Below are 26,290 nucleotides of genomic sequence, written 5' to 3'. Positions count from 1 at the left end.
CACCCGGCCGCAATGTCGAGCGGTGCAACGCGTCTGCCAGGGTGGCAGCCGGCCGGCCGTGACGGTGTCAGGCAGGAGTGAGTGAGCCGCGGCCGGACGGTCGCCGGCACGGGGCCAGGAAGGTGGTCAGCGCGGGACGTCAACGGCTTCGTCCGGCAACCGCTGACGAACCGCTGGACCGAGGCTGGGAGCGACCGCATCGAGCAGGCGAGCGGCAGCATCGTCGGACAGCCGGTCGACGCTCAATGACGGAAGCCCAGCGACCTCCGGGGGGTGAGGCGACCCCGGGACGAATGGCGGCCAGCAGGACAATCGATTCGGACTGCAGACGACGCGCCACGAAGGCGGGGACATCGGCGCTCGACCGATCCAGCCAGTGTGCGTCCTCAGCGATGATCATCAGCGGCGACGTCGGCCAACAGGTTCAATACCGCCAGGCCGACCAGATAGGCGTCCGGCACCTCCCGGTCGGTCATTGCCAGCGCCGCCCGCACCGGGTCACGCTGCGGCATCGGCAGCACGTCGATACTCGTGCGGATCGGATAGAGGATCTGATGAAGACCGGCGAAGGGCAGGTGCACCGCTGAGTCGGCACCGATTGTGGTGAGTACCCGCATGCCGGCCTCGCCCGCCAGTGCTGCACTGCTCGCCAGCAGGACGGTCTTACCGATGCCCGCATCGCCTCGTACGAGCAGCGCACCTCCCTGGTTGTGGACGGCGTCGATCAGCTCGCTCAGCCGTGTGGTCTTGGACTCCCGGCCGATCAGCGCTACGGGTCTCATGTGGGACCTCGGCCGTATCGCATGCGCACAACCTCTGCGAATAGTTGTCAGCGGGCTAGTGGACGCCGATGCGCGGGATTGCCGGGAAGCCGGCAACGATGGCCGCTGCCAGTAACGCCGGCAGGGCCAAACCGTAGAACCCCGCCGCCATCGGCAGGCGTTCTGCGATCAGCCAGCCTCCATATACCGGTCCGAGGATGCCGCCTAGCCGGCCGACACCGAGCGCGGCTCCCATGGCGGTACCTCGATGCAACGTCGGGTACGACGCTGCGACATGGGCATACACGAGGAACTGGGCGTTGACCGAGCCGGCACCCACGATCGCCACCAAGGCATAACCGGCCAGTATCGGCGGGGCCTGGGCGAGCAACGCGAAGGCCGCACTCGCCGAGACGAACGATCCGAAGATCACCCATCGCCCGCCGAGCCGATCGGCCAGCCGCGAAGACGTCAGCGAACCGGCAACGACGCCCACGTTGAGTACGAGTAGGAAACCCAATGACGGGCCGAGGTCGTACCCGGCTCGATTCATCAGTAGTGGCAGCCATGTGTATGCGCCGAACAAGACCAGCAGACTCAAGAATGTCGCTGTCCAGAACAATATTGTCCGGGCTACGTAGTCGTGGCTGATCAGCAGCAGCCAAGACTCCGCGCGGGTGGATCGCCGTCCGGCGGATTCCTCGCGGGCTTTCAGGAACTCTTGCGACTCGGGCAGCCAGCGCAGCAACATCGGGATGAGCACGACAGCAGGCAACACGCCGACGAGGAACATGGCACGAAACCCGTTGTCGGCCAATACGATCGCCGCCAATGCGCTCAGTGCCCCGCCGACTCCGATCCCACCGAACACCACTCCTTGATACAGGTTGCGGCGACCCGGTGGCGCGAACTCGGTTACGAATGCCGCGGCGGTCGGCAGCAGGACGCCGGCGCCGAGCCCGACCAGTAACCGGCCTGCCCCGAATATGAGCGGCGTAGGAGCTGTCGCGCACACCGACGTGCCAAGACTGAAGACCAGGACGCCGTTCATCAGCACCGGCCTGCGCCCACGGCTGTCAGCGAACGAGCCGGCCAGAATCGCGCCGAACAGCATCCCGACCGGGGCCACCGACCCCAGTATCCCGATCTCGCGCTCGCCCAGCGCCCACGCGGTATGCCCGAGCAGCGCCGGAACGGCCGCGCCGTACACCACGATGTCGTAGGCCTCGAGGATGAGAACCGCCCAGCACAGCGCCAAAGTGACGCGCCGACGCCGCCCGACCGACGGTCCCGATCCCAACCTCGTCACGAGCCCACCCTCCGTGACATCGAAACCAGTCCGGCACCGCTTGGATCGCGCGCAAGAGCGGCCTGGATCGCCGGCTGGCACCGATTATCGAGGTGGGCGACCCACGACGCCAGAGGCGGCAATGTGCGACGGGCGGACCGCAGCGCGAGCGTGACCAGCTTCAGCAACTATCCCTTGCTCGGCCGGTCAGCGGGTCACGACAAACCTGGGCGGCTGAACGGGAAACCGCAATGCCGGCCCTTCGGTCCACTCAATGAGAGTTCGTACGCCGACACCTGGGACTCACCATGAAACAAATCCGACACCTCCAGCCGGGTGCTGAACCGGACCGCCGCCGTCTCAGTCCGCATCAGTGAGGTCGGCCTGGAGGCGGTCGTACAGGGCGCGGAAGTCGGCCCGGGCCATCAGGGCCCGCTGATCACGGGGGCGGCCGTACGGGATCTCCACGTCGGTCCGGACACCGCCCTGCGCGACGGTGACGACCCGATCGGCCAGGACCAGGGCCTCAGTGAGGTCGTGGGTCACGAACAGGACGGTCTTGCGGTGTTCCTCGTTGTCCCAGATGTCGAGGAACATGTCCCGGATGGACGAGCGCGTGAGAGCGTCCAGAGCAGCGAACGGCTCGTCCATCAGCAGCAGCTCCGGGTCGGACGCGAGCGTCCTGGCCAGCGCCACCCGCTGGCGCATGCCTTGCGACAGCTGCGACGGATATCGGTCAGCCACCGAGGACAGGTGCACGAGATCAAGCATCTGGAGGGCGCGCGCGTGCCTGACCGGCGCCGTACTTCTCCGCAGCTCCAGGCCCAGCTCCACGTTGCGCCGGGCGGTGCGCCAGGGCAGGAGCGCGTCGCGCGCGAACATGTGGCCGACGTCCGCCCGTCCGGCCCGTGGGGGTCCGTCGAACACGGTGATGTCCCCTGAGGTGATCGGGGTGAGTCCGGAGGCGACGTTGAGCATGGTCGACTTGCCCGCTCCGCTGGCCCCCACGATGGCGACGAACTGCCCGCTGGGGATGGTCATCGAGAAGTCGCTGAGCACGCGGTGCGGCGGCGACCCGCGCAGGGCGAACTCCACCGAGACCGAGCGGAACCGCACAGAACCCCGGCCGGTACGGGGCGTCGAGGGCGCGCTTACCGGCCCTGGTGGGGTGGACCGGCTGCGGATCTGAGCACGGTCGGCTCGCTGCCACCCCAGTAGGGCGCCTTCGAGGGCGCCGACGAGCATGGTCAGGATCGAGGTGAAGATCGCGAGGATCGTCAGGAGTGCGTAGACCGGGGCCATCGACAGCGTGGCCGAGTACGAGGTGATCAGCTGGCCCACACCCGCCCGGGAGGCGATGATCTCGGAGCCGACCACGCCGAGCAGCGCGAAGACCATGCCCAGCCGCAGCGCCGTGACGATGGCCGGGATGGCGACGGGCACGTACAGCTTGCGGAACAGCTGTGACCGTGACGCACCCAGGACCAGGCACACCTTGAGGTACTCCTCGTCGGTGCTGAGCACGCCGCTGCGCGCGTTCATCAGAAAGATGAAGAACGCGATGCTGAACCCGAGGGCGATCTTGGAGCTCTGCCCGATGCCGAACGCGACCAGGAACACCGGCGCCAGGGCGATGCGGGGCATGCTGTTGACCGCGTTGAGGTACGGCGCCAGCACGGCCCACGCCCGGGGCAGCATGCCGAGAAGGACGCCGAGCGGGATGCCCACGACGGCCGACAACGCGAGCGCCACGAGGGCCGCGCTGATCGTCGACCACAGGTTCGGCCAGAGCACGCCCGACTGGTGCAGCTGGAGCCCGGCGTCCCAGACGGCCCGCGGGCCGGGCAGCAGGACCCGGCTGACGACGCCGAGCTGGTGGACGAGGTACCAAAGCCCGATCCCGACGGGCGGCACGGCGACCCGCCACAGCCACACGGCCCGATCATGCCGTCGCGCAGCCATCGACCACATACTCGGAGAAATCCGGCGTCGTACGGTCGGGGGTGAACTCTGCCTGATGGCGCCAGTTCTCCTCGTTGAGAGGCGGGATGTTCACGACCGGGGTCTTGTACCTGTCCCACAGGGCTCTCGCCTGCTCAGGATCCGCTCCGAGGCCGAGGTGGGCGAACGCCTGCGGCCCGGTGTCCGGCTGCTGCTCGAGTGCCTTGACGCCCTGATTGAGCGCGTGGCAGAACTTCAGCACCGTGTCGGGATGGTCGTCGGCCCAGTCGCAATTGGCGACGGCGACCGACTGCCAGAAACTGCCCAGGGGAGTGTCCGGTCCGGCGAGGTCCACCAGCTTGTCGAAGGCGGTGCCACCGGCCTGGAGGTTGACCTCGAGCTGCGGGTACGACATCGACACGTCCACCTGCCCGGACGCGAAGGCGGAGGCGGCGGCCGCGCCCCCACCGATCGCCACCCACTTGACGTCGGTGTCCGGGTTCAGGCCGGCCTTGGTCAGCAACGACCGGAGCACCAGCTCCTGCGAAGCGCCGCGGGCAGCGACACCGACCGCCTTTCCGCGCAGCTGGGTGAGGACCTCGGGGTAGGGCCGGGTGGTGTCGAGGTGGAGGCCGGTCTGCGCGATCACCCCGTAGGCCGCCCCCTGGGTCGGGCGGAGCACCCGGGCACAGGCGCCGTTGCTGATGGCCCCGTACAGCTGGGCCGGGCCGAGGTTGGCCACGTCGAAGTCCCCGCTCACCAGGCCCTGCAGGATCACCGTTCCGGACGTCGCCCAGGTGGGCGAGAACGTCAGCCCCTGTTGCGCGTAGAGGCCTTTCAGCTCGGCCACGGCATACCCGGTGGCGCCCTGGTCCCGGACGCCCGCGAAGGAGACGGCCGCGGTGCGGCTCTCCTCGGAGCCGCCACACCCGGCGGTCCAGGGCATGGTTGACAGTGCGAGGAGCAGGACGACCCGGCAGAGGCCCGGCCGGATGGCCATCACACCGGCCCTCGCGCCGGGGCATGACTCGGCAGAGCCTCCCTGAGTCCCCGCCGCGAGGTGATCTCGAGCTTGGTGAACACCTTGCGCAGGTGCCACTCCACCGTTCGGGCGCTGATGAAAAGTTCCCCCGCGATCTCCGGGTTGGTGCGGCCGTCCCGGGCCAGTCGCGCGATGTGCTCCTCCTGCGGGGTCAATTCCGTACGGTCGGCGACCTGTCGGCGGCGCACGTGCTCTCCGGTGGCGAGCAGCTCCCGGCGGGCCCGTTCGGCGAAGCCGTCGGCCGACACCGCCACGAACATGTCGTGAGCGGTCCGCAGGTGTTCCCGGGCCTCGCCACGCCGGTTCTCCCGGCGCAGCCATTCGCCGTACACCAGCTGGGCGCGGGCCAGCTCGGTGCGGACCCCGGCCCGCCCCAGCTGGTCGATCGCCTCCCGGAACAGGCGGTCGGCCGTGTCACCGTCGCTGAGCATGGCCCGCGAACGCGCCGCGATGCCCCGGCCCCAGCCGTGCTCACCGGGGTTCGCCGTGGCCTCGAACTCCTCCAGCGCCGCGACGGCCACGTCCCGTTCCCCGCAGCGGACCGCGGCCTCGATGCGCTCGGGCAGCATCCAGGCGCCGACCAGCAATCCGGGCGCCTTCGGGTCGGCCGGTCGAGCAGCCGCCATCGCCTCCGGATACCGTCCCGTGCTGTTGTGCAGGATCGCGGTGCACCACCGTGCGTGATCCACCCCGAGCCCCTCGCCCCGGCTGATCGCGTCCTCGGTGGTCGCCGCGAGGAGGGCGGACGCGCTCTCGGTCTGCCCCCGATAGCCGGCGAGCAGCATGGCCCCGTACGGCGCGATCCGGGTCCCGGTCGCTTCCGTGACCGCGTCGTGCTCGGCCGTCAGCCGGGCGGCCGCCTCGAAGTCGCCCCGCCACGTCGCGACGAGGGCCAGCCCGCTCAGGGGAGTGGGCAGTACGGCGAGCGCGCCCAGCTCACGGGCGAGCATGGCCTGCCGGCTGTTCACCGCGCTCCAGCTCTCCAGGTCCCAGACCGCCGCCGCAGCCGTTGCGGCCAGGGCCCCATGGTGAAGCCAGTTCTCGGCGGGAAGGTCGCTGACGAGCAGGGCACCCAGCGCGTCGCGGAGCATCGGCTCGGCGGCTGCCCGGCCGTCCGTGGCCAGCACGAGCAGCGCTTCCAGGATGCGGCCGAACGGGCGCAGCGGAACATCCGGTCGCGGACCGGCCCGGGCCGCCCGGGCCACCTCGAGCAGGCCGCCGCCGGGCCGGGCGAGATACCCCGCGAACATCGCGGCATGCCAGGCATCCGAATAGGTCCTGCGCGACAGGGCCGTGTCCAGGCGTTCCAGGCGCCCGGCCGCCTTGACCAGCTGAAGTGGCGCATCGCCGCCGGCGTCGGACGCCGACGCCACCTGCCCGCGCAACAGCGCGATGCGAGCCCCGGCCAGCTCGTCCGGCGCCTCCGACTCGGCCGCCGCCAGCAGGGCCAGCGCGGTGTCGAACGCCCCGGCGCGGAGGTGCAACCGTACGGCGGCCAGTCTGCGCTCGAACCGTACGGCCGGCTCGAGCGTCAGGCCCGCCGAGCGTTCCAGCAACGCGGCGGCCGCGGCGAACCCGCCGCGCGCCTGGGCCCGGTCCGCACTTCGCTCGAGCTCCACCGCGACTTCCTCGTCGGGACCCGAGCTGGCCTGGGCGCGGTGCCAGGCGCGGCGATCCGCGTCGGCGACGGCGTCGAGAGCGTGCGCCAGCGCCTCATGGGCCGCGCGGCGTTCCTCCACCGAAGCGGATCGGTAGACGGCTGATCGGACCAGGGGGTGCCGGAACCGGACCTGGGCGCCGACCTCGAACAGGCCATCGGTCACCTCGGGCCAGGCCGCGTCGAAGCCGATGCCGAGACGGGTCGCAGCCCGCCAGATGGTCGTGGCGTCCCCGGTGCTGTCGCAGGCGGCCAACAGCATGAGCTGCTGCGTCGCGGCTGGGAGCGCCCGAAGCCGTCCGGCGTAATGGCTCTCCAGGCCCGCAGCCGTTCCGCCGGCCGTCGGCAGCCCGAATCCGGCGGCGAGCTCCGCGGGGCTCATGCCGCGGGGCAGCTCCAGCATCGCCAGTGGGTTACCGCTGGTCTCGGCTACGACCCGGTCCAGCACGCCCGGGTCGAGCCGTCCCGGCACCACGGTGGACAGCAAGGCCCGCGCGTCCGCACCGGAAACGCCGCCCAGCGACATCACCGGCAGGCCGGCCAGCTGACGTCGGTCCGCTCCCGATCCGTCGTCACGGACGGTGAACACCATGGCCACCGACTCCGCGGCGAGCCGGCGGGCGACAAAACCGAGGATCTCGCTCGAAGCCCCGTCCAGCCATTGCGCGTCGTCGACCAGGCACATCAGCGGCCGCTTACCGGCCACCTCGGCGAGAAGGCTCAGGGTGGCCAGACCCACGAGGAAACGGTCCGGCGCGGGGCCGCCGGCGAGTCCGAATGCCGTACGCAACGCTGACTGCTGCGGCTCCGGAAGTGCCTCGAGGTGGCCCAGCATCGGTGCGCAGAGGTGGTGCAGGCCGGCGTACGCCAGCTCGACCTCGGACTCGACACCGGCAATCTGCGCGACCCGGAAATGCGGGAGCGCTCGCCGGGCCACATGCCGCAGCAGAGCGGTCTTTCCCAGCCCGGCCTCTCCGCGGATGACCAGCGCGGCACTCTGACCGGCTCGCACATTCTCGCAGAGGCGGTCCAGCTCTCGAAGCTCATCCTTCCGGCCGTGGAGCTGCACAGAGTCGCCGGACACCTGGCCAGCATAGTAGGAGATCCACCGGATGAGGCAGGGCAAAGAGGGGCAGCTCACGCCCGGGGCAGGGGCCATGCTGACGCACCGGGCGGAACGGACCATGCTGGCGCCGGCCGCCGCCGTCGACGCGGACTCCACGATCACCGACGAGCAGAGCAGCCGCATGGCCCAGGACCGCGCCGACGCGGGCGCGACTGCCGGGCCTCGCTCGAACGCGTGCTCGACCTGCACGGCGCGAGCGGCTTCCGCACGATCAGCGCGCTGCGCCGGTTCTGGCTGGACGTGCCGGTCGCGAGCCGCCATCCGCAGCTCAACCCGTACCTGGCTGTCAAGGGCTACGGCCGCGCCCTGACCGCCAGCGTCGGCTAGATCGAAGTGCGGACGCCGTCCGGCCGGTCCACGATGGTCGGATGACGCAGCCGTTGCCCCGACGCCGGATGCTCACCGCTTCTGCCGGCGCGCTGGCCCTGGTCTGGATGCCGGTCCCCCGGGCCGAGGCGCCGGCCGACGCCGACTGTCCGGTTCCGCCGGACTTCCCGGCGGGTGTGGAGCACTACCGGCAGAGCTACCGGAACTGGGCGGGCGAGCTGCGGGCCGACGACATCTGGACCGCGGTCGCCCGCACCGCGCAGGACGTGGTGACGTTGGCCAACTGGGCGCATCGGCACGGGTTCGCGCTGCGCCCGCAGGGCTTCCGGCACGGCTGGGCACCGCTGACCCTGACCGCGGGCACCGATTGCGCGAGCCGCGTCGTGCTGGTCGACACCCGTCGCCTCGACGCGATGGAGCTCGGTGGCCCTGGTGCCGAGCCGGGCTCCGCGACCGTACGCGTCGAGGCGGGCGCCGGCCTGGAGGCGCTGCTCGGCTTCCTGGAGGCGGCCGGCTACGGCCTGACCGCCACCCCGGCGCCCGGTGACCTGTCGGTCGGCGGCGCCCTGGCGGTGGACGCCCACGGCACCGCCGTGCCGGCCGATGGGGAGGTCCGGCCGCCGGGCACCACCTACGGTTCGCTGAGCAACCTGATCCTGCGGCTGACCGCCGTGGTCTGGGACCCGGGCGCCGGCGCCTACGTCCAGCGATCCTTCGAGCGGACCGACCCCGATTGCGCTGCGCTGCTGACCAACCTCGGGCGTGCGTTCCTCACCGAGGTCACGCTGCACGCCGGGCCGCTCGCGCGACTGCGCTGCGTGAGCAGGGTCGACATCCCGGCGGCGGAGCTCTTCGCGGCGCCCGGCGCCGGGGGCCGCACGCTGGAGAGCTTCATCGCGGCGACCGGACGGGTCGAGGCCATCTGGTTCCCGTTCACCGCTCGCCCCTGGCTGAAGGTGTGGAGCGTCAGCCCGCAGCGGCCGCCGACGTCGCGCCCGGTCACCGGGCCCTACAACTATCCGTTCAGTGACAACGTCCCGTCGCCGGTGGCCGACCTGGCCGGGCACATCCTGGCCGGGCAGTACGAGCTGGCCCCGGCGCTCGGCCAGGCCCAGTACGCGGCCACCGCGGCCGGGCTCCGCGCCACCGCCTCGGCCGACCTGTGGGGCGCGGCCAAGAACCTTCAGCTGTACGTGCGCCCGACGACCCTGCATGTCCACGCCAACGGCTACGCGGTACGGGTCCCACGCTCCGGCGTTCAGGCCGTCGTTCATGCCTTCACCGAGTTCTACACCGCACAGTTGCTGGCTTATGCGTCCCGCGGCCGGTTCCCGGTCAACGGGGCGGTGGAGATCCGGGCGACCGGCCTCGACGACCCGGCCGAGGTGGCCGTCCCCGGCGCGCAGGCACCGGCCCTGTCGGCGCTGCGGCCGGACTCCGCCCACCCGGCTGGGAAGGTGGCGGTCTGGATCGATGTGCTGACGTTGCCCGGTACGGCCGACGCCAACCGCTTCTACCGGGAGGTGGAGCGGTATCTCCTGACCGCTCACCCGGGCACGCGGGTGGAGTGGTCGAAGGGATGGGCCTACACCGATCAGGCGGCCTGGCAGGATCCCGACGTGCTCGACCGTGCCGTGCCGGCCTCCTTCGGCCCCGGCTGGCACACTGCCGTTTCGACGCTGGACCGGCTGGATCCGGCCCGGGTGTTCAGCAATCCGTTCCTCGACCGGCTGCTGCGGTCCTGATGCGCTGCTCGACTACTGTGCAGGCGTGGCCGAGTCCGTTGATCTGTCGAGCCCGGCCCTGCGCCGGAAAGCGCTCCGGAGGGTGGACGTGGATGACCCCCGTCCGCACCACGCGCTGCTGCGGGAGATCTTTGACCTCGAGAGGGCCTGGCGCGAAGGCTCCGACAGCGGCGAGAGCGACGAGTTCGAGCAGATCTACATGGCCGCCTTCCTGCTCTTCCGGATCGGCGATCCCGCGGACGCGCCCCGGCTGTATGCCGCCAAATTCCGCACCGGCGACATGGATCTCGGCATCGGCTTCGACGCCCAGGCCATCTTCGGGGCCGGCCGGCACGAGACGCTGCGATGGCTGGCGGCGAACGGCTACACCGACGAGCACGCGCACCTGACCGAGTGGTTGTCGCACTCGGAGGATCCGCGCATCGAGGACTGGGCCCGGCACGTCCGCGAGTACTTCTACTCACCCGAGGGCGTACTGCTGGACGAGCCCTGATCTCACGCGGTGAGGGCGGCGTACCGGCCGCCGACCGACACCAGGGTGTCGTGGGTGCCCTGTTCGAGGATGCGGCCGTGGTCGACCACGGCGATCTGGTCGGCGTTGCGCACGGTCGACAGCCGGTGCGCGATCGTCACCGTGGTGCGCCCGCGGGCCAGTTCGTCGAAGGCCCGCTGCACGGCCCGCTCGGTGGAGGTGTCCAGGGCGCTGGTGGCCTCGTCCAGGACCAGGATGCGAGGGTCGCGCAGCAGCGTCCGGGCGATGGCGATGCGCTGCTTCTCGCCGCCGGAGAAGCGGTGCCCGCGGGAGCCGACGACGGTGTCGTACCCGTCGGGGAGCCCGGCGATCACGTCGTGGATCTGGGCGGCTCGGGCGGCCTGCTCGATCTGGGCGTCGGTGGCGTCCGGGCGGGCGTACCGGAGATTCTCCCGGACCGTGGTGTGCAGCAGGTAGGTCTCCTGGCTGACCAGCCCGACCACCGAAGCCAGGTCGGCCAGGCGCAGGTCGCGAAGGTCGATGCCGTCGATGGTGATCCGGCCGGCGGCCGGATCGTGAAACCGCACGATCAGCGCGCCGATGGTGGTCTTGCCCGAGCCGGTCTCGCCGACCAGCGCGAGGGACGTGCCGGCCGGCACGTCCAGGCAGACGTTGTCGATCGCCGCCGTGCTGCTGCCGGGGTAGCGGAAGGTCACGTTCTCGAAGCGTAGGTGCCCGCGGACCGGGCGGGGCAGCTCGACCGGCTGGGCCGGGTCGTCCACCTCGACCGGCAGGTCCAGGTATTCGAAGATGCGCCCGAACAGCACCTTCGAGGTGCTCAGCGAGACGCCGACGTTGAGCAGGCCCATCAGCGGCCGGAAGAGCCCGGCCTGCAGAGTGGTGAAGGCAACCAGCGTGCCGATGCTCAGGGTGCCGGCGGTCGGCGGCAGTCCGGCGCTGAGGTAGATGATCGCCGGGATGGCGGCGAAGATGATGCTCATCGTGGCCATCCGCCACCGGCCGGCCAGCTGCGAGCGCATCTGCAGGTCGATGAGGCGGGTCGAGGACAGGCTGAACCGCTCGACGAGCGCGGCGCCGGCGCCCATGGTCTTGCTCAGCTGGGCCCCGCTGATCGACAGGCCCTCCTCGATGGTCACGTTGAGGTCGGCCAGCTCGGTCTGGCGCAGGGCGGTGATCTCCTTGCGCATCTTCGCGACCCGCCGGCTCAGGTGCAGCGCCGGTGGCAGCACGATCAGCGAGACCAGGGAGAGCTGCCAGGACAGCGCGACCATGGCGATCGCGCTGGCCACCGCGGTGGTCAGGTTGGAGGTGATCGACGCGGCGGTCGAGGTGACCACCGACTGCACGCCGCCGACGTCGTTGGTGATGCGCGACTGGATCTCGCCGGTGCGGGTGCGGGTGAAGAACGCGACGGACTGCCGCTGCAGGTGGGTGAAGACGTCGATCCGCAGCTGGTGCACGACCCGCTGGCCGACGGTGGCGGACATCCACGTCTGGACGACGCCCAGTGCGGCGGTCACCGCGGCGACGGCCACCATGCCGGTGACCAGCCAGGCGAGCAGCGGGACGTTCTTCTCCGGCAGTGCGCGGTCGATGACCTCGCGCAGCAGGAAGGGGGAGGCCATGCCCAGCACGGAGGACGCCATGATGAGCCCGGTCACCACGGCCAGGCGCAGTCGGTGCGCCTTGAAGAGCCGGGCGATGCGGCGCAGCGGGACGTCTTGCAAAGAGCACAACCTTCCGTACGGGATGAGCCGAGGTTAACGGGCCGCCCACGCCCGCAGGAACTCGTAGTGCGGCAGGTGGCACCGGTAGCACTCGGCCAGCTTCGGGTTGTTGTCCACCGTGTCCGCGTACGTGCGCTGCGGTTCGGTGAAGCCGGAGCTGTTCGCGACGTCGCGGTGCCAGGGCCGGGTCCGGCTCCAGACGCGGTGGTCGCCCGGCTGCCAGGACAGCGCCGAGGCCAGGAACGGTATCCCGGCGTGCTCGCAGTAGCGCCGGATGACCTCGCCCGGTGTCGCGATCAGCGCCTCGGCCTCGACGACGTGCGGGGTGGCCCCGGACGCCTCCCTGACCCGGCGGGCGAGCTCGGCCTGGTGGCCGTAGCCCACCTCGGCACAGACCATGTCGGGGTTCATCGCGTAGTGCGAGGCGATCACCGACCGGGGGTCGCGGATGATGAACGTGTGCCGGCCGGTGGCCGGGATGTCCTCGCCGCCGTTGCCGAGGTAGTCGTACTCGGTCGTCTCCTTGACGAAGACCCGCCGGTCACGCGCCCGCTCGTCGAGCAGCTTCAGCAGTTCGGCGTGGCTGGTGGCGGTGGCGTCGCCGACCGTTGCGTGGCCCTGCACGACGATGCTGGAGAACGGTTCGTGGTAGACCTCGTGGTCCCCGCGTTCGAGCATCATCCGCAGGAACGCCGTCGATCGGGACCGCGGCGTTCCCCAGAGGAAGAGCAGGCCGGACCGGGCTGCCGGCATCACACCGGCCCGGCCAGGCCGGCGGGACGGATGTCGGTCCACTCCCGCTCGATGTAGCTCAGGCAGGCGTCGCGGCTGTCCGGGCCGGACACGGTCCGCCAGCCCGCCGGCACGTCGATCGTCTCCGGCCACAGCGAGTGCTGGTTCTCGTCGTTGACCAGCACCAGGTACGGCGTGTCGTCGCGTTCGAAGGGGTTGCTCATTCGGCCGGCCTTCCGGTGGTCGTCGGCGCGCTGGGGGAGCGGTCGAGGTGCTCGGCCACCCGGGCGCCGATCATTTCCAGCACCTCCGCCCGGGCCAGCTGCCGGTGCAGGTATTTCAGGACGAGGACGTCGATGTGGCCGGTGACGTACCGCTGCCACATCGGGGAGAAGTACTGCTCGGGCGTTCGCGCCGCGGCTGCCTCGACGAACAGGACGTCGCCGTCGAAGAGGCCGAACTCGTGGTTGTCCACGAGCTTGATCATGTTTTCGTAGAAGTCGACGATCGCCCGGCCCTTCTGCCGCATCAGGAACGAGTAGGGGCCCTGACGCTGCCGCAGCTGGTCGTAGAGGGCATCGCCGGTCAGCAGGTGCCGCTGCTCGGCGGGCACGTCCAGGTCGAAGTGCCGCGCGACCGCGTTCAGCCGGGCCACCCGGGTCGCCCGGCGGTGCGGGGTGGGCCGGGAGTCGAGCATCGCCAGCAGCTGGATCCGCTGGCCGTCCCGCTGCAGCTGCACGGCCATCTCATGGACGATCTCGCCGCCGGCGCACAGCCCGAGCAGGTGGTACGGACCCTCCGGCTGGACAGCGCGGATCTGCTGGACGTAGTCGGCGGCCATCGCGGTCAAGCTGGCCGGCATCGCGTCGCCGGGGCGCAGGCCGCGGGCCTGGACGCCGTACACCCCGACGTCCTCGGGCACGGCGTTGACCAGCGGGTAGTAGAGCCAGCTCAGGCCGCCGAGCGGATGGACGCAGAACAGCGAGGTGGTCCCGGTGTGCGGCCGCAGCGGCACCAGCACGTCCAGCGCCGCGTCGTCCGGCCCGGCCGCGACCCAGCCGGCCAGGTTCCGCGCGGTCGGCACGGCGGCGACCACGAGCGGGTTGACCGGTACGCCGAACTCCGCCTCGATGGCCCGGCTCAGCCGCTCCACGGTTTCCCGGCCCCCGCCGAGGTCGAAGATGTTGTCCTCGGCGGCCACCTGGCCGACCTCCAGCGCGTCGGCGACCAGCCGGCGCATCCGCTGCTCGATCTCCGCGGAGCCGCTGGGCGCCGCGAGCGTGGGCAGGCCCTCGATCAGGCCGGCCAGGTCGGCCAGCGTCGCGCTCTCAAAGACCGCGCGGAACGGCAGATCCACCCGCAGCACCGACCGGATCTGATTGACCAGCTGCATGGCCAGCAGCGAGTGCCCGCCCAGGACGAAGAAGTTGTCGTCGCGGCCCGCGCGGGGGACGCCGAGGATCTGCGCCCACAACCCGGCCAGGGACTGCTCCACGGCGCCGACCGGCTCGACGTAAGGCCGCTTGGCCGCGTCGCCCGGGTCCGGCAGGGCGAGCCGGTCCACCTTGCCGTGCACGGTCAGCGGCACGGCGTCCAGCACCACGAACACCGACGGCACAAGATGATCGGGTACGGCGGCTGCCATCTCCCGGCGCAGCACCGCCACGTCCGTCGTGGAGTCGGCCACCACGTACGCGATCAAGCGGGCGTCGACGCCGGTTCCGCGTACCGTGACCGCGGCCCGGCGTACCCCGGAAAGTGCCGCCGCCGCGGCCTCGACCTCACCCAGCTCGACCCGCACGCCGCGGATCTTGACCTGGTCGTCGTGCCGGCCGAGGAACTCGATCGCGCCGTCGGCGCGGCGTAGCCCCCGGTCGCCGGTGCGGTACATCCGCTCGCCGGGCACGAACGGGTCCGCCACGAACCGTTCCGCGGTCAGGCCGGGCCGGTTGAGGTAGCCGCGGGCCAGCGGACGTCCCGCGATGCAGATCTCACCGGGCACGCCGGCCGGCAGATGCTCGGCGTCGGCCCCGAGCACATAGACCCGGGCGTTGGGGATCGGGCGGCCGATGGGAACCGTGCGGCCGTCGTCGTCCGGCCGGCAGTCCCAACTGGTCACGCCGATCGCCGTTTCGGTCGGCCCGTACAGGTTGTGGAGCCTGGTGCCGGGCAGCGCCTCGAAGAAGCGGCTGCGCAGGCCCAGCGGAAGGACCTCCCCGCCGGCGATGACGTGGCGCAGGCTGGTGCACCGCTCGGCGCCCGGCTCGGCCAGGAACATCTCCAGCATCGACGGCACGAAGTCGGCCAGGCAGACCTCTTCGTCGCGGATGACCCCGACGAGGTAGCCGCTGTCGCGGTGCCCGTCGGGCCGGGCCATCACGACGGTCGCCCCGCAGGTCAGCGGCCAGAGCAGCTCCCAGACCGAGGTGTCGAAGGTGACCGGGGACTTCTGCAGCACGCGGTCGCCCGGGGTCACGGCGAACTTCTCGGTCATCCAGGCGAACCGGTTGCCGATCGCGCCCCGGACGTTCACCACGCCCTTCGGCGTCCCGGTGGTGCCGGAGGTGTAGAGGACGTACGCGGTGTCCTCGGCGGTCACCGCGACCCCGGGGTCGTGCTCCGGCTCCGCGGCCAGGGCGGTGGCCTGCTCGTCCAGGCACAACAGCAGCCCGGGGTCCTCGGGGAGCCGCGGCCGGACCGGTTCGTGGGTGAGCACCACGGCGGTGCCCAGATCCGCGATCATCAGCGCCCGGCGGGCGGCGGGCAGGTCGGGATCGAGGGGAACGAACGCGCCGCCGGTCTTCATCACGGCGAGGACGGCGATGACCAGGTCGAAGCCGCGTTCCATGCTGATGCCCACCAGCACGTCCGGTCCGGCGCCGGCCCGGATCAGGCGGTGGGCCAGCTGGTTCGCCCGGCGATTGAGCTCCTCGTACGGCAGGGTCCGGCCCTCGAACCGTACGGCCGGCGCGGCCGGCGTCTCCCGGGCGTGGCCCTCGATGAGCTGGTGGATCCATGGCCCGGTCCGGTCCCGGACGTCGCCGGCGCTCGCCTGCGCGGCCACCCGGCGCTCGTCGGCGCTCAGCAGCGGCAGCCGGGCGATCGGCTTTGCGGGATCGGCCACGGCCGCGGCCAGCAGCCGGCCGAGCATCTCGATCATGCGCTTGGCGGTGTCCCGGTCGAACAGGTCGGCGGCGAAGGTCAGCTCACCGCCCATCCCGGCGGGCCGTCCGCCGGCGTCCGAGAACTCCACGAACTGGAAACTCAGATCGAACTTGGCCGACCCGGAACCGACCGCGACACGTTTCATGTCGACGCCGGTCAGGTCGAGCACCGCGGTCCGGCCGACCTGCAACGCCACCATGACCTGGAACAGCGGGTGCCGGCCCGGCACCCGGGCCGGGTTGAGCACCTCGACCACGCTCTCGAACGGCACGTCCTGGTTGCTGAACGCCGCCAGGTCCTGCTCGCGCACCCGGGTCAGCAGTTGCTCGAACGACGGATCGCCGGTCAGGTCGGCCCGCAGCACCAGGGTGTTGACGAAGAAGCCGACCAGATCGTCGAGGGCCTCGTCGACCCGTCCCGCGACCGGCCAGCCGAGCGGGATGTCGGCACCAGCACCCAGCCGCGACAGCAGCGCCGCCACCGCCGACTGGACCACCATGAAGACGCTCGCGCCGTTGCGGCGGGCCAGCGCCACGAGACTCTCGTGCACGTCGACCGGCACCTTCAACGGCACCGAACCGCCCCGGTACGTGCCCACAGCCGGCCGGACGCGGTCGGTGGGCAGCGGCAACTCGTCGGGTACCCCGTGCAGCAGGTCCGTCCAGTACGCCACCTGGTCGCGGGCCACCTTCACCGCGTCGCGCTGCCACAGGGCGAAGTCCGCGTACTGCACCGGCAGCTCGGTCCACTGCGGCGCCTGCCCCGCGCGGCGCTGCTCGTACGCCTCGCTGAAGTCGCGCATCAACGGCTCCATCGAGGAACCGTCAGCGGCGATGTGGTGCAGCAGCAGGACCAGGGCATGGTCGCCGGGTCCCACCGTGAGCAGGTGCGCCCGGAACGGCAGGTCCCGGGTCAGGTCGAAGCGGCGCTGGACCAGCCCGTCCACGGCCCGGCCCAGCTCCGTGGCCTCGACCTCGCCCCGGACCAGCAGCGGACCGACGTCGGCCATCGGCACGACCCGCTGCTGGGGCTCGCCGTCCAGCAGCGGGAACACCGTACGCAGGGGCTCGTGCCGCCGGACCACGTCGGTGACGGCCGCGTGCAGGGCGGCGATGTCGAGCTCGCCGGTCAGCCGGACGACGACCGGGATGTGGTACGCCGTGTCGTTCGCGCGCAGCTGCGCGGTGAGCCACAGCCGCTGCTGCGGGTACGACAGCGGCACCACCGCCGGGCGGGTCCGGCGGCGCAGCACGGGCCGGGTCCCGCCCTTGAGGACCGACACCCGCCGGGCCAGCTCGGCCAGGTTCGAGGTCTCGAAGAGGTCCCGGACCGGCAGCTCGACCTTGAGCACCGACCGCACCCGGTTGACCAGCTGCGTGGCCATCAGCGAGTGCCCGCCCAGAGCGTAGAACTCGTCATTGCGGCCGACCCGGGGCACGCCCAGGATCTCCTCCCACAGCCGGGCCAGCGTCTGTTCCACCGCGCCCACCGGCGCCGCGTACTCCCGCTCGTTCCCGGTGGTGCCGGGATCGGGCAGCGCCTGGCGGTCCACCTTGCCGTTCCCGGTCACCGGCAGCGCGTCCATCAGCACGAACACCGACGGCACGAGATGGTCCGGGACCACCGCCGCGAGACGTCGCCGCAGCGTCCCCACGTCACGATGGCCGGCCTCGGTGACCACGTACGCCGTCAGCCGCCGATCCGCGCCGGCGCCGTGCACCAGTACCACCGCCTGATCAACTCCGGCCAGGCCCATCAGGGCGGCCTCCACCTCGCCGGGCTCGACCCGTACGCCGCGGATCTTGACCTGCGCGTCAGCGCGGCCGACGAACTCCAGCTGACCGTCGGCAAGCCGGCGCACCACGTCCCCGGTCCGGTACATCCGCTCCCCGGGCGGGCCGAACGGATCGGCCACGAACCGTTGGGCCGTCAGGGCCGGCCGGCCGGCATAGCCGCGGGCCACCCCGGCACCGGCCAGGTAGAGCTCGCCGGTTGCTGCCTCCCGCAGGAGGTCGTCGAGCACGTAGGCCCGGACATGGGGGATCGGCCGGCCGATCGGCGGCGTCCCCTCCGCACCGAGGGGCTCGCTCACGGTGGCGGCGACCGTGGTCTCGGTCGGTCCGTAGGCGTTGAGCATCACCCTGTTACGGGACCAGCGGGCCACCATCGCGGGCGGGCAGGCCTCCCCGGCGACGACCAGCGTCACGCCGTCCGGCAGCCCACCACCGGTCTCCACCGCGGACAGCAGCGACGGCGGCAACGTCACGTGGGTGACGCCGCGGCTCTCGACCAGCTCGGCCAGCGCGCGGCCGGGCACCAGCCGCGATCCGTCCGCGACGACCAGCGTCGCGCCCGACAGCAGGGTCGACCACAGCTCGGACACCGACGCGTCGAAGCTGACCGAGGCGAACTGCAGGCGCCGCTTGCCCGGGCCGAGCCCGAGCAGGGTCCGCTGCGCCGTCGCCAGGTTCGTCACGCCGCGATGGGTCACCACCACGCCCTTGGGCCGGCCGGTCGAGCCCGACGTGTAGATCACGTAGGCGGCGTGCTCCGGCAGCAGCGGGGCGTGCCGCTGCGCGTCCCGGACGATGCCGGCGTCGTGCGAGGCGATGTCGTCGGCGGTCTTGGGGTCGTCCAGCACCAGCTCCGTGACGCCCGCGGACGCCGAGGGACGCGTGGCCGTCGTGGTCACCACGCTCCGCACCCGGGCGTCCGACAGCATGAACGCCGCCCGCGCGGCCGGGTACGCGGCGTCCACCGGGACGTAGCTGCCGCCGGCCTTCACCACCGCCAGCGCCGCGACCACGAACTCGATCGACCGGTTCAGCACCAGCCCGACCGCGACCTCGGGACCGACGCCCTGGGCGACCAGAACACGGGCCAGCCGGTTCGACCGCTCGTCCAGCTCCTGGAAGGACACCGTGGCGTCGTCGGCGACCACAGCCGGGTCGCTGCCGGCGCGTGCGACCTGCGCGGCGAACATCTCCGGCAGGGTCCGGGCCTCTTCGTCAGAGCTGATCAATGGCTCGTCTCCTCCGCTGTCACGCCGTCGTGCTGAGATCGTGCCAATCTGCTCTTTCGGCGTGGGCGGATCAAGATGAGACAAATCACCGGAAATAAAGTGCACAAAATAGGTCTGGAAAGAGTCCTAGGAGCGTGTGCGGTACAAAGTGGATTTGACGGTGGTCAAGGCAGCGAGCTGGGCGTACCTATGACCCGTCGCCGAGGATCCGGCGCATCGGCTGCGGGGGAGTGCCCCGACGGACCCACTCCCGTGGGTAACCGAGCGACACCTCTTCGAAGCGGACGCCGTCGTAGTGGGTTGTCCGGGGGATGTGCAGATGGCCGTAGACCGCCACGGTCGCGCGGTACCGCCGGTGCCAGTCCGCGGTCAGCTCGGTGCCGCACCACTGCGCGAAGTCCGGATAGTGCAGGACGTCGGTCGGCTCGCGGACCAGCGGCCAGTGACTGACCAGCACTGTGGACATCGCCGGGTCAATGGCGTCCAGCCGCTCGCGGGTGCGCGCCACCCGGTCCCAGCACCACGACTCCCGGTCCGGGAACGGCGCCGGATGCAGCATCATCTCGTCGGTGCAGACCACCCCGGCCTCGTACGCGCGGCGCAGCGACTCCTCCTTGCCGGTGACCCCGGGCACCCGGAACGAGTAGTCGTAGAGCAGGAACAACGGCGCCACGGTGACCGGGCCGCCCGGCCCCGTCCACACCGGATAATCGTCCTCCGGGGTGAGCACACCGTTGTCCCGGCACATCCGGACGAGCGCGTCGTAGCGCTCCACGCCGCGCAGCTGCACCGGATCGTTCGGGTGGGTCCACAGCTCGTGGTTGCCGGGCGCCCAGATCACCATGGCGAATTGATCACGCAGCCCGGCCAGCGTCTGCTCGACGTCGGCGAAGAGCTCGCCGACGTCACCGGCCACGATGAGCCAGTCATCCGGCGACTCCGGGCGCAGCCGTCCGGCGATCTTCCTGTTCCTCGGGTACGAGACGTGCAGATCACTGACTGCGAACAGGCTCCCCGTCATCGCATCGATCATGTCAGAGCTCTGGCGCGGGCCCCGGTGGCGGGTTGACGGCCTCGACGAGGCTGCCCTCAGCGGCGAGGCGCTTGACCCGCTGCTGCCCCCAGGAGCCGAGGGCGCTGAGGGCCTCGTTGAGGGAGATGCCGTCCGGAGTCAGCGAATACTCCACGCGGGGCGGCACCTCGCGGTAGATCTCGCGGTGGACCAGCCCGTCCTCCTCCATCTCGCGCAGGTGCTGGACGAGCATCTTCTCGCTCACTCCCGGCAGTCCCCGCCGCAGCTCACCGAAGCGCCGGACGCCGTAGGAGTTGAGCTCCCAGAGGATCAACGACTTCCACTTACCGGTCACCACGTCCATCCCGGCATCGATGCCACAGATGTACGGTCCACGCCTCGCGCCGGCTGCCATCGTCGCCTCCACACTTACCCGTTGGTAAGTACCGAACAAAATAGTGGGTACTTGCCGGCCCGACTGTACGGGCAAATCATCGGTACCCATGACCACATTCCTGGGTACGGGCGCGATGGGCACAGCCCTGGCCGCGACACTGCTGGACGCCGGCCGTCCCGCGGTCGTATGGAACCGCGACCCACGGCGGGCGCAGCCGCTGGCCGGTCGCGGCGCGATCGTCGCCGACACCGTCGAGAAGGCCGTCACCGGCGACGGCCCGGTCGTCGTCTGCCTGTTCGACCACCGCTCGGTCCACGACGTCCTGGGCCCGGTCGCCGCCGCGCTGACCGGCCGTGCCGTGATCAACCTGACCACGACCACACCCGCCGAATCGCGGGAACTCGCCGCGTGGGCCACCGGCCACGGCATCGCCTACCTCGACGGCGCGATCCTGGCCGTCCCCGACATGATCGGCGGCCCCGGATCGGCGATCTTCTACGCCGGCTCCGAGGCCGTCCTCACTGAGTACCGCGACCTGCTCGACCGGTGGGGCGAGAGCACCTTCTTCGGTGCCGACGCGGGGCTAGCCGCGCTCTACGACATGGCGATGCTCACCGGCATGTACACGATGGTCGCCGGCTTCCTGCACGGTGCGGCGATGCTTGCCGCCGCGGGCGTCCCGGCGGCCGAGTTCGCTCGGCGGCAGGCGCCGTTCCTGGCCGCCATGACCGGCGGCCTCGCCGGCTACGCGGCGACGGTCGACGCCGGGCACTACGCCGGCGAGGGCCAGAGCCTGCGGTTCACCGAGGCAGCCCTGGCCGCCCTGCTGCGCGCGAGCACCGGCCAGGGCGTCTCGACCGAGGTGCTGCAACCCGTGCACGACCTCGTCCGCCGGCAGATCACCGCCGGTCACGGCGATCTCGACACCGGCCGGATCTTCGAAGAAATGAGGACCACCCGATGAGCCAGGAACCTGTCACCGTGATCGGCCTGGGCCCGATGGGCCGGGCCATGGCCGGTGTCCTGCTGCGGGCCGGCCACCCGGTCACCGTGTGGAACCGTACGCCCGCACGCGCCGACGGCCTGGTCGAAGCCGGTGCCACCCGGGCGGCCACTCCGGCGGAGGCGGTGACCGCCGGCCCGCTCACCATCCTCAGCCTCACCGACTACGAGGCGATGTACCGGATCCTGGGCCGGGACCCGGACTTCCTGACCGGCCGTGACCTCGTCAACCTCAGCTCGGACACGCCCGACGCGTCCCGCGAGGCCGCGAACTGGGCGGCCGGCCACGGCGCACACTTCGTCACCGGCGGCGTCATGGTGCCGCCCCCGATGGTCGGCGGGCCCGGCGCGTATGTCTACTACAGCGGCCCCGGCGAGGTCTTCGCCGCCCACGAACCGGCACTGCGGTTGATCGGCGATCCGCGCTACCTCGGCGCCGATCCAGGACTGGCCCAGCTGTTCTACCAGGCCCAGCTGAACGTCTTCCTCACCACGCTGTCCGGCCTGCTGCACTCCACCGCCATGGTGACCGCGGCCGGCGTCCCGGCCGCCGATTTCCTGCCCGACGCCATGAAGATGCTCGCCGACGTCCCGGCGATGGCCGGCAGTGGCGCCGAGCTGGCGGCCAGCATCGCTGCCGGGCAACACCCGGGAGACCTCAGCACCGTCCTGATGATGGGGGCCACGGCCGAGCACATTCTGCGTACCAGTGAAAAGGCCGGTGTCGACCGCGAGCTGCCGGCGGCCGTCAGGTCGCACTACGACCGGGCTGTCGCCGCGGGTCACGGCACCGACGGCTGGACGGCCCTCTACGAAGTGATCAAGGCCTGATTTTTACCAAACCGGTTCAGCTGTCAGGTGTGGGAGACCCCCGTCGGGGGCAACAATGGATACATGTCTATGGACAGCGAAGATCCGGTTGCCTGCCCCGCCCGCATCACCCTTGACGCGGCACAGCTCGCCTTTTTCGGTGAGCTCCCGGTGCCGGCGCCGAGCGTGCAGTCCGAGCTGGGCTGTGAACTCGAACGGGGCCACTCGGGCTCCCACGCCGCCCTCGGCCAGCAGGTCGAGGAGACTATGTGGTGGGTCCAGTGGACGCTGAGCGCGTCCGAGATCAACCCGTACACCTGGTGCCCGGCGCGCCAGGATCCTGCCGTCGAGAGCCGCGACGACCTGGATTGCACTCTGTTCGTGGGGCATCCCGGCGGGCATTCGTCTCTCAAGCACGGCTGGCGCAGCAATGAGGCGGCCTGAAACGGTTCAGTTGTCGCCGTCAAGGTGTGCGGACTGCTTCGATCAGGTGCGGGCCGGGGCGGGCGATCGCCGCTGCGAACTGCGCGGCCGGTTCCGCGGTGGTCTCCGCGCGGGTCGCGGGCACACCCATGGCGTTGCTCCGCGCGACAAAGTCCAGCTCGGGCGAGGTGACGTCGATCATCGAGGCGAGCCGCGGCCGACCGGCGCACCACTGGCGGGCGGTGCGCCCTCGCGGGCGTGGGTCCACAGGGCGGACAGGGTGTACATGGCGAAGGAGGCCACGGACGGGCGGGCCCCGATGGACAGCACGTGGCGGACACCGTCCAGCTGCGATCGCACGTAGGCGAGCGGTGTCACCGCCGGAACACCCACTCCTCGGCGCAGCCAGGCCAGCCAGGTCGGGCAGAACAACGTGGCGCCGGCGCGGTCTGGGCGAACCGGTTGGCCGCCGCCAGGCCGTCCTCGGTGAGCGCCTCGCCGTCGAGCAGCAACGCCACTGGCCGGCCCGATCGAAGAATCGCCGAAGCCTCCGGATCGGCTGCCGGGCGGGCTCGACCGGCCGGCATCGCCCCTTCCGATCAGGACAGGTCAGCTCACGATCAGCGTCGCCACGCCGCCGCTGCCGAAGTCCGGAACTGTATCCGCGAGATCCAAGCTGAGGGGGTGCGGCGCGGCCTCCCTCGGCCACGCCGGTCTCCGTACCTTCGATTCATGGATTCGACTCGAAGGGCTGGACCGATGATGCAGCGGGTGAGGCCGTAGTGGGCGGCGCGTGCCTGACCGTGCTGCTCAGCGGGTGCTCCGGGGTGGCTTCCGGGGAGCCTGCCCTGAGTGCCCCGTCGCCGGCCGGTGCGGCGCACCCGTACGTGGGGATGTGGGTGACGTCCGACGGCCACACCCACCGCCGGGCGATGGAAGGGGAACCCGGATGAGTGGTCATTCAGTCCGGGCAGACGTCTCCGACGTCCGGGCACTGCACCTGCGGTGGCTGTGGGGCTGGGACAAGGAGCCGGGTGCCGGGCACTGGGATTTCCGTGAGATCCAGGGCTCGCACTACGACTGGGACCTCGACACGCTCCGGCTCTACGACGACATGGATCCGGAGCATCGGATCGTCCGCAGCGCCGCCGAATACCAGGCGATCTGGGAGCCGACGTTCAACGGCCTGCGCTCGGCGGTGCACCGGCTCGAGGACGGTCCGGAGATCATGCGGTCCGGGGACCTGGCCGTCTCGCGACTGGTGTTCATCGCCCGCCTCGTCGTCGCGGACGGCTCGGTCGTGGACATCCGCACCCACAACACGCTGGTCTGGCAACGGCTCGGCGACGACTGGAAGATCGTCGGCGACCACACGTCATCCCAGCCGATCCCGGCGGATGAGGTCGACCTGCTGCTGACAGCCCTTCCCGGGGCGCGCGACCGGCCCTCGCGCGTACGGGCAGGATCTGTCGTTTTTCCGGGCACCTTCGGCTGATTCTGAACCAGGGACTGTTCCGCCGAGTACTCATCTGGGAGCGATCCCAGATGCCGGGCCCGGGGACGTCCACCTGATCCACGGGCATGGAGCAACTGCCATGAATGAGGTCTCGTGGGGCGAAAACCGAGGTCCATCCGTTCCAAGATCATCCTGGTGCTGCTGGTGCCCGTGGCGGCGTTGACCGCGCTGTGGATCCTGGATGTCAACGCGTCGTTCGCCGACGCGACGGCGCTGCGGAACACCAACCACACCCAGGACAACGTCAGCTTGCCGTGCGACAAGATGGTGGCGGCGCTGCAGGCCGAGCGCAGTCTGTCCGTCGAGATCCTGGCGGTGGCCGGCGGAGACATCGCCGCGCTGCGGGCTCAACGGGCGGCGACCGACGCGGCGGTCGCCGAGTTCCGCGGCCTTTCCCGGCACTTCCGGGGCAGCGGCATCTCGGCCGACATCACCCGGGCCCGGATCGCGGACATGCTCGCGGCCCGCGACTCCCTGGTCCTGCTGCGTACCCAGGTCGACGCCGGGAGCATCACCCGGGCCGTGGCCGTGAGCGGGTACAACGGCATCATCAGCTACGCCTTCAGCGTGTCCACCGCGGCTGCCGTCTCCAGCGATCCGCTGGTGGAACGGGTCATGCGCACCTCGGTCGCCATGCGCCGGACCGGCGAGCTGCTCCACCAGGAGGACGCCCTGCTGACCGGCGTGACCTCGGCGGCCCGGTTCGACGCCGGGGAGCGTCGGCAACTGACCGAGATCGTCGGGGCGTTGCGCTTCCAGATCCCGGTCGCCGGTTCCACGCTGCCGGCGCCGGACCAGGCCGCCTTCAAGAGCATGCTCAGCGGCCCCACCTTCGTGGCGCTGCGGGCGGCCGAGGATCGCATCCTCCGGGACGAGGGTTTCGGCGGACCGGTGTCGACCACGCGGGCCGAGTGGAAGGCGACCTTCATCCCGGCTGTCCGTCAGTTCTACGACTTCCTGGCCACCGGCTACGGCAAGGCCGCGGAGTTCGCCGATGCGGAACGCGACCGGATCCTGTTCCGGTTCGGCATATCCGGCCTGCTGGGCCTGATCGCCATCCTGGCGTCGCTGCTCCTGTCGATCCGCATCGGCGGTTCCGTCGTACGGCGGCTGTCGGTCCTGCGCACAGCGGCGAACGAACTGGCCCATCGGCGACTGCCCGAGATGGTCATGCGGGTGCGGGCGGGTGAGCAGATCGACGTGGACGGCGACCCGCTGCGCCTGTCACTGGGCGACGACGAGATCGCCGACGTCGGGGCCGCGCTGAGCGAGGTGCAGCAGAGCGCGATCGACTCCGCGGCCGGCGAGGCCGCGCTGCGCTACGACATGAACAAGGCTCTGGTGAACATCGCCCGCCGCAACCAGACGCTGGTGGACCGGCAGCTCCAGGCCCTCGCCCAGGCGCCGGCCGGGGACGCCGCCGCGGAACGTGCGACGACCCGGGTCGAGCAGCTGGCCGTCCAGATGCGCCGGCACGCCGAACATCTCGTGATTCTCGCGGGCTCGGCGCGCAGCCGGCGCGGATTCGGCCCGGAGCCGCTGGCCCGGATCATCACCCGGGCGGCGGGCGAGGTGGAACACGCGGAACGGATAGAGATCGGCCTGCTGACGGACGCGGAAGTGCCGGAGCCGGCCGTGACCGACCTCGGGCATCTGCTCGCCGAGCTGCTGGAGAACGGTACGACGTTCTCCCCGCCCGACACGCCGGTGCGGGTGTCGGCCGAACGGGTCCCGGACGGCGTCACGATCGAGATCGAGGATCAGGGCCTGGGGATGTCCCGGTCCGTCCTGGACGAGACCAATCGCCGGCTGGCCGAGCCGCAGGAGTTCGACCCGGCCAAGAGCGCGCGACTCGGCCTCTTCGTCGTCGGTTTCCTGGCTGCTCAGTGGGGGATCGGTGTCGTACTGCGGCCGTCACCCCACCGCGGCGTCATCGCGACTGTGACGCTCCCGCTCGAGCTGGCCGTCCCGGTGGCCGCACCGGTCACAGCACCGGCCGGGGGAGCGCGCCGCTCCAACGCGGCCAAGCTGGTGGGAATGGTCGCCCAGGGCCGCCGAGGTACCCGGCGGGCCGTAGAGGACAGGTAAGGCGGGTGACGAGCGG

General features: G+C 71.1%; 21 protein-coding genes. 8 read left to right on the top strand and 13 right to left on the bottom strand.

The annotated features are described in order from the left end of the window. Window positions 1-386: 386 nt before the first annotated feature. From ACZ6S4_RS00500 to ACZ6S4_RS00480, 5 genes are all read right to left on the bottom strand, one after another. Window positions 387-782, bottom strand: coding sequence for an ATP-binding protein (locus ACZ6S4_RS00500; RefSeq protein WP_465472798.1), 396 nt, complete (start codon window positions 780-782; stop codon window positions 387-389). Between the two features lie 55 nt (window positions 783-837). Beyond that, a complete protein-coding gene (locus tag ACZ6S4_RS00495; RefSeq protein ID WP_465472797.1) occupies window positions 838-2,070 on the bottom strand; it encodes an MFS transporter in 1,233 nt (410 codons plus the stop codon). Window positions 2,071-2,409: 339 nt separating this feature from the next. Continuing rightward, entirely contained in the window at window positions 2,410-4,011 is a 1,602-nt protein-coding gene (locus tag ACZ6S4_RS00490) for an ATP-binding cassette domain-containing protein (protein ID WP_465472796.1), read from the bottom strand. After that, a complete protein-coding gene (locus ACZ6S4_RS00485) occupies window positions 3,992-4,936 on the bottom strand; it encodes an ABC transporter substrate-binding protein (RefSeq protein ID WP_465472795.1) in 945 nt (314 codons plus the stop codon). The genes ACZ6S4_RS00490 and ACZ6S4_RS00485 overlap by 20 nt, the downstream gene beginning before the upstream one ends. 53 nt (window positions 4,937-4,989) lie before the next feature. Further along, window positions 4,990-7,773, bottom strand: a complete 2,784-nt coding sequence (locus tag ACZ6S4_RS00480) for an ATP-binding protein (RefSeq protein WP_465472794.1) — start codon at window positions 7,771-7,773, stop codon at window positions 4,990-4,992. Window positions 7,774-7,989: 216 nt separating this feature from the next. Between ACZ6S4_RS00480 and ACZ6S4_RS00475 the strand changes: the two genes are divergently transcribed. The 3 genes from ACZ6S4_RS00475 to ACZ6S4_RS00465 all read left to right on the top strand — a co-directional run bounded on the left by ACZ6S4_RS00475 (window position 7,990) and on the right by ACZ6S4_RS00465 (window position 10,380). Then, window positions 7,990-8,142 carry a hypothetical protein gene (locus tag ACZ6S4_RS00475; protein WP_465472793.1) on the top strand — a complete coding sequence of 51 codons (153 nt, stop codon included), beginning with the start codon at window positions 7,990-7,992 and terminating at the stop codon, window positions 8,140-8,142. A gap of 41 nt (window positions 8,143-8,183) precedes the next feature. Then, the gene (locus ACZ6S4_RS00470; protein WP_465472792.1) at window positions 8,184-9,887 is read left to right on the top strand and encodes a cholesterol oxidase substrate-binding domain-containing protein; all 1,704 of its coding nucleotides are present in this window, start codon (window positions 8,184-8,186) and stop codon (window positions 9,885-9,887) included. An 88-nt stretch (window positions 9,888-9,975) separates the two neighbouring features. Continuing rightward, complete coding sequence (locus ACZ6S4_RS00465; RefSeq protein ID WP_465472791.1) at window positions 9,976-10,380, top strand: hypothetical protein; 405 nt, start codon at window positions 9,976-9,978, stop codon at window positions 10,378-10,380. 2 nt (window positions 10,381-10,382) lie between these two features. Here the strand turns inward: ACZ6S4_RS00465 and ACZ6S4_RS00460 are convergent, their stop codons facing one another. The 6 genes from ACZ6S4_RS00460 to ACZ6S4_RS00435 form a co-directional block, all read right to left on the bottom strand. Then, window positions 10,383-12,107: an ABC transporter ATP-binding protein gene (locus tag ACZ6S4_RS00460; protein WP_465472790.1), complete on the bottom strand. Its 1,725-nt coding sequence runs from the start codon at window positions 12,105-12,107 to the stop codon at window positions 10,383-10,385. Window positions 12,108-12,140: 33 nt separating this feature from the next. Continuing rightward, window positions 12,141-12,860, bottom strand: a complete 720-nt coding sequence (locus ACZ6S4_RS00455) for a sulfotransferase-like domain-containing protein (protein WP_465472789.1) — start codon at window positions 12,858-12,860, stop codon at window positions 12,141-12,143. Beyond that, entirely contained in the window at window positions 12,860-13,063 is a 204-nt protein-coding gene (locus ACZ6S4_RS00450) for an MbtH family protein (RefSeq protein ID WP_465472788.1), read from the bottom strand. The genes ACZ6S4_RS00455 and ACZ6S4_RS00450 overlap by 1 nt, the downstream gene beginning before the upstream one ends. Next, on the bottom strand, window positions 13,060-19,026 hold the full coding sequence (locus tag ACZ6S4_RS00445) for an amino acid adenylation domain-containing protein (RefSeq protein WP_465472787.1): 5,967 nt from the start codon (window positions 19,024-19,026) through the stop codon (window positions 13,060-13,062). Before ACZ6S4_RS00445 ends, ACZ6S4_RS00450 begins: the two co-directional genes overlap by 4 nt. Window positions 19,027-19,213: 187 nt before the next feature. Then, a complete protein-coding gene (locus ACZ6S4_RS00440; RefSeq protein ID WP_465472786.1) occupies window positions 19,214-20,047 on the bottom strand; it encodes a metallophosphoesterase family protein in 834 nt (277 codons plus the stop codon). Window positions 20,048-20,060: 13 nt separating this feature from the next. Beyond that, on the bottom strand, window positions 20,061-20,402 hold the full coding sequence (locus tag ACZ6S4_RS00435) for a winged helix-turn-helix transcriptional regulator (protein WP_465472785.1): 342 nt from the start codon (window positions 20,400-20,402) through the stop codon (window positions 20,061-20,063). Window positions 20,403-20,541: 139 nt separating this feature from the next. Here ACZ6S4_RS00435 and ACZ6S4_RS00430 point away from each other — a divergent pair, with 139 nt between their 5' ends. From ACZ6S4_RS00430 to ACZ6S4_RS00420, 3 genes are all read left to right on the top strand, one after another. After that, window positions 20,542-21,399, top strand: a complete 858-nt coding sequence (locus tag ACZ6S4_RS00430; protein WP_465472784.1) for an NAD(P)-dependent oxidoreductase — start codon at window positions 20,542-20,544, stop codon at window positions 21,397-21,399. Further along, a complete protein-coding gene (locus ACZ6S4_RS00425) occupies window positions 21,396-22,268 on the top strand; it encodes an NAD(P)-dependent oxidoreductase (protein ID WP_465472783.1) in 873 nt (290 codons plus the stop codon). The genes ACZ6S4_RS00430 and ACZ6S4_RS00425 overlap by 4 nt, the downstream gene beginning before the upstream one ends. Before the next feature lie 69 nt (window positions 22,269-22,337). Beyond that, window positions 22,338-22,691, top strand: a complete 354-nt coding sequence (locus tag ACZ6S4_RS00420; protein ID WP_465472782.1) for a hypothetical protein — start codon at window positions 22,338-22,340, stop codon at window positions 22,689-22,691. Window positions 22,692-22,710: 19 nt separating this feature from the next. Here ACZ6S4_RS00420 and ACZ6S4_RS00415 read toward each other — a convergent pair whose 3' ends face one another. Then, the gene (locus tag ACZ6S4_RS00415; protein WP_465472781.1) at window positions 22,711-22,872 is read right to left on the bottom strand and encodes a hypothetical protein; all 162 of its coding nucleotides are present in this window, start codon (window positions 22,870-22,872) and stop codon (window positions 22,711-22,713) included. After that, window positions 22,869-23,048 (bottom strand): hypothetical protein, encoded by a 180-nt coding sequence (locus tag ACZ6S4_RS00410; protein ID WP_465472780.1) that lies wholly within the window; start codon window positions 23,046-23,048, stop codon window positions 22,869-22,871. The genes ACZ6S4_RS00415 and ACZ6S4_RS00410 overlap by 4 nt, the downstream gene beginning before the upstream one ends. A 571-nt stretch (window positions 23,049-23,619) precedes the next feature. On the opposite strand from ACZ6S4_RS00410, the gene ACZ6S4_RS00405 reads away from it, so the two are divergent. Further along, a complete protein-coding gene (locus ACZ6S4_RS00405; protein ID WP_465472779.1) occupies window positions 23,620-24,165 on the top strand; it encodes a YybH family protein in 546 nt (181 codons plus the stop codon). Window positions 24,166-24,279: 114 nt separating this feature from the next. After that, window positions 24,280-26,274, top strand: coding sequence for a sensor histidine kinase (locus ACZ6S4_RS00400; protein WP_465472778.1), 1,995 nt, complete (start codon window positions 24,280-24,282; stop codon window positions 26,272-26,274). Window positions 26,275-26,290: the final 16 nt, after the last annotated feature.

This window comes from Actinoplanes sp. NPDC051405 (assembly GCF_055586185.1).
Note: the sequence above shows the minus strand (reverse complement) of the source record. Positions and strands in the feature narration are given on the sequence as shown.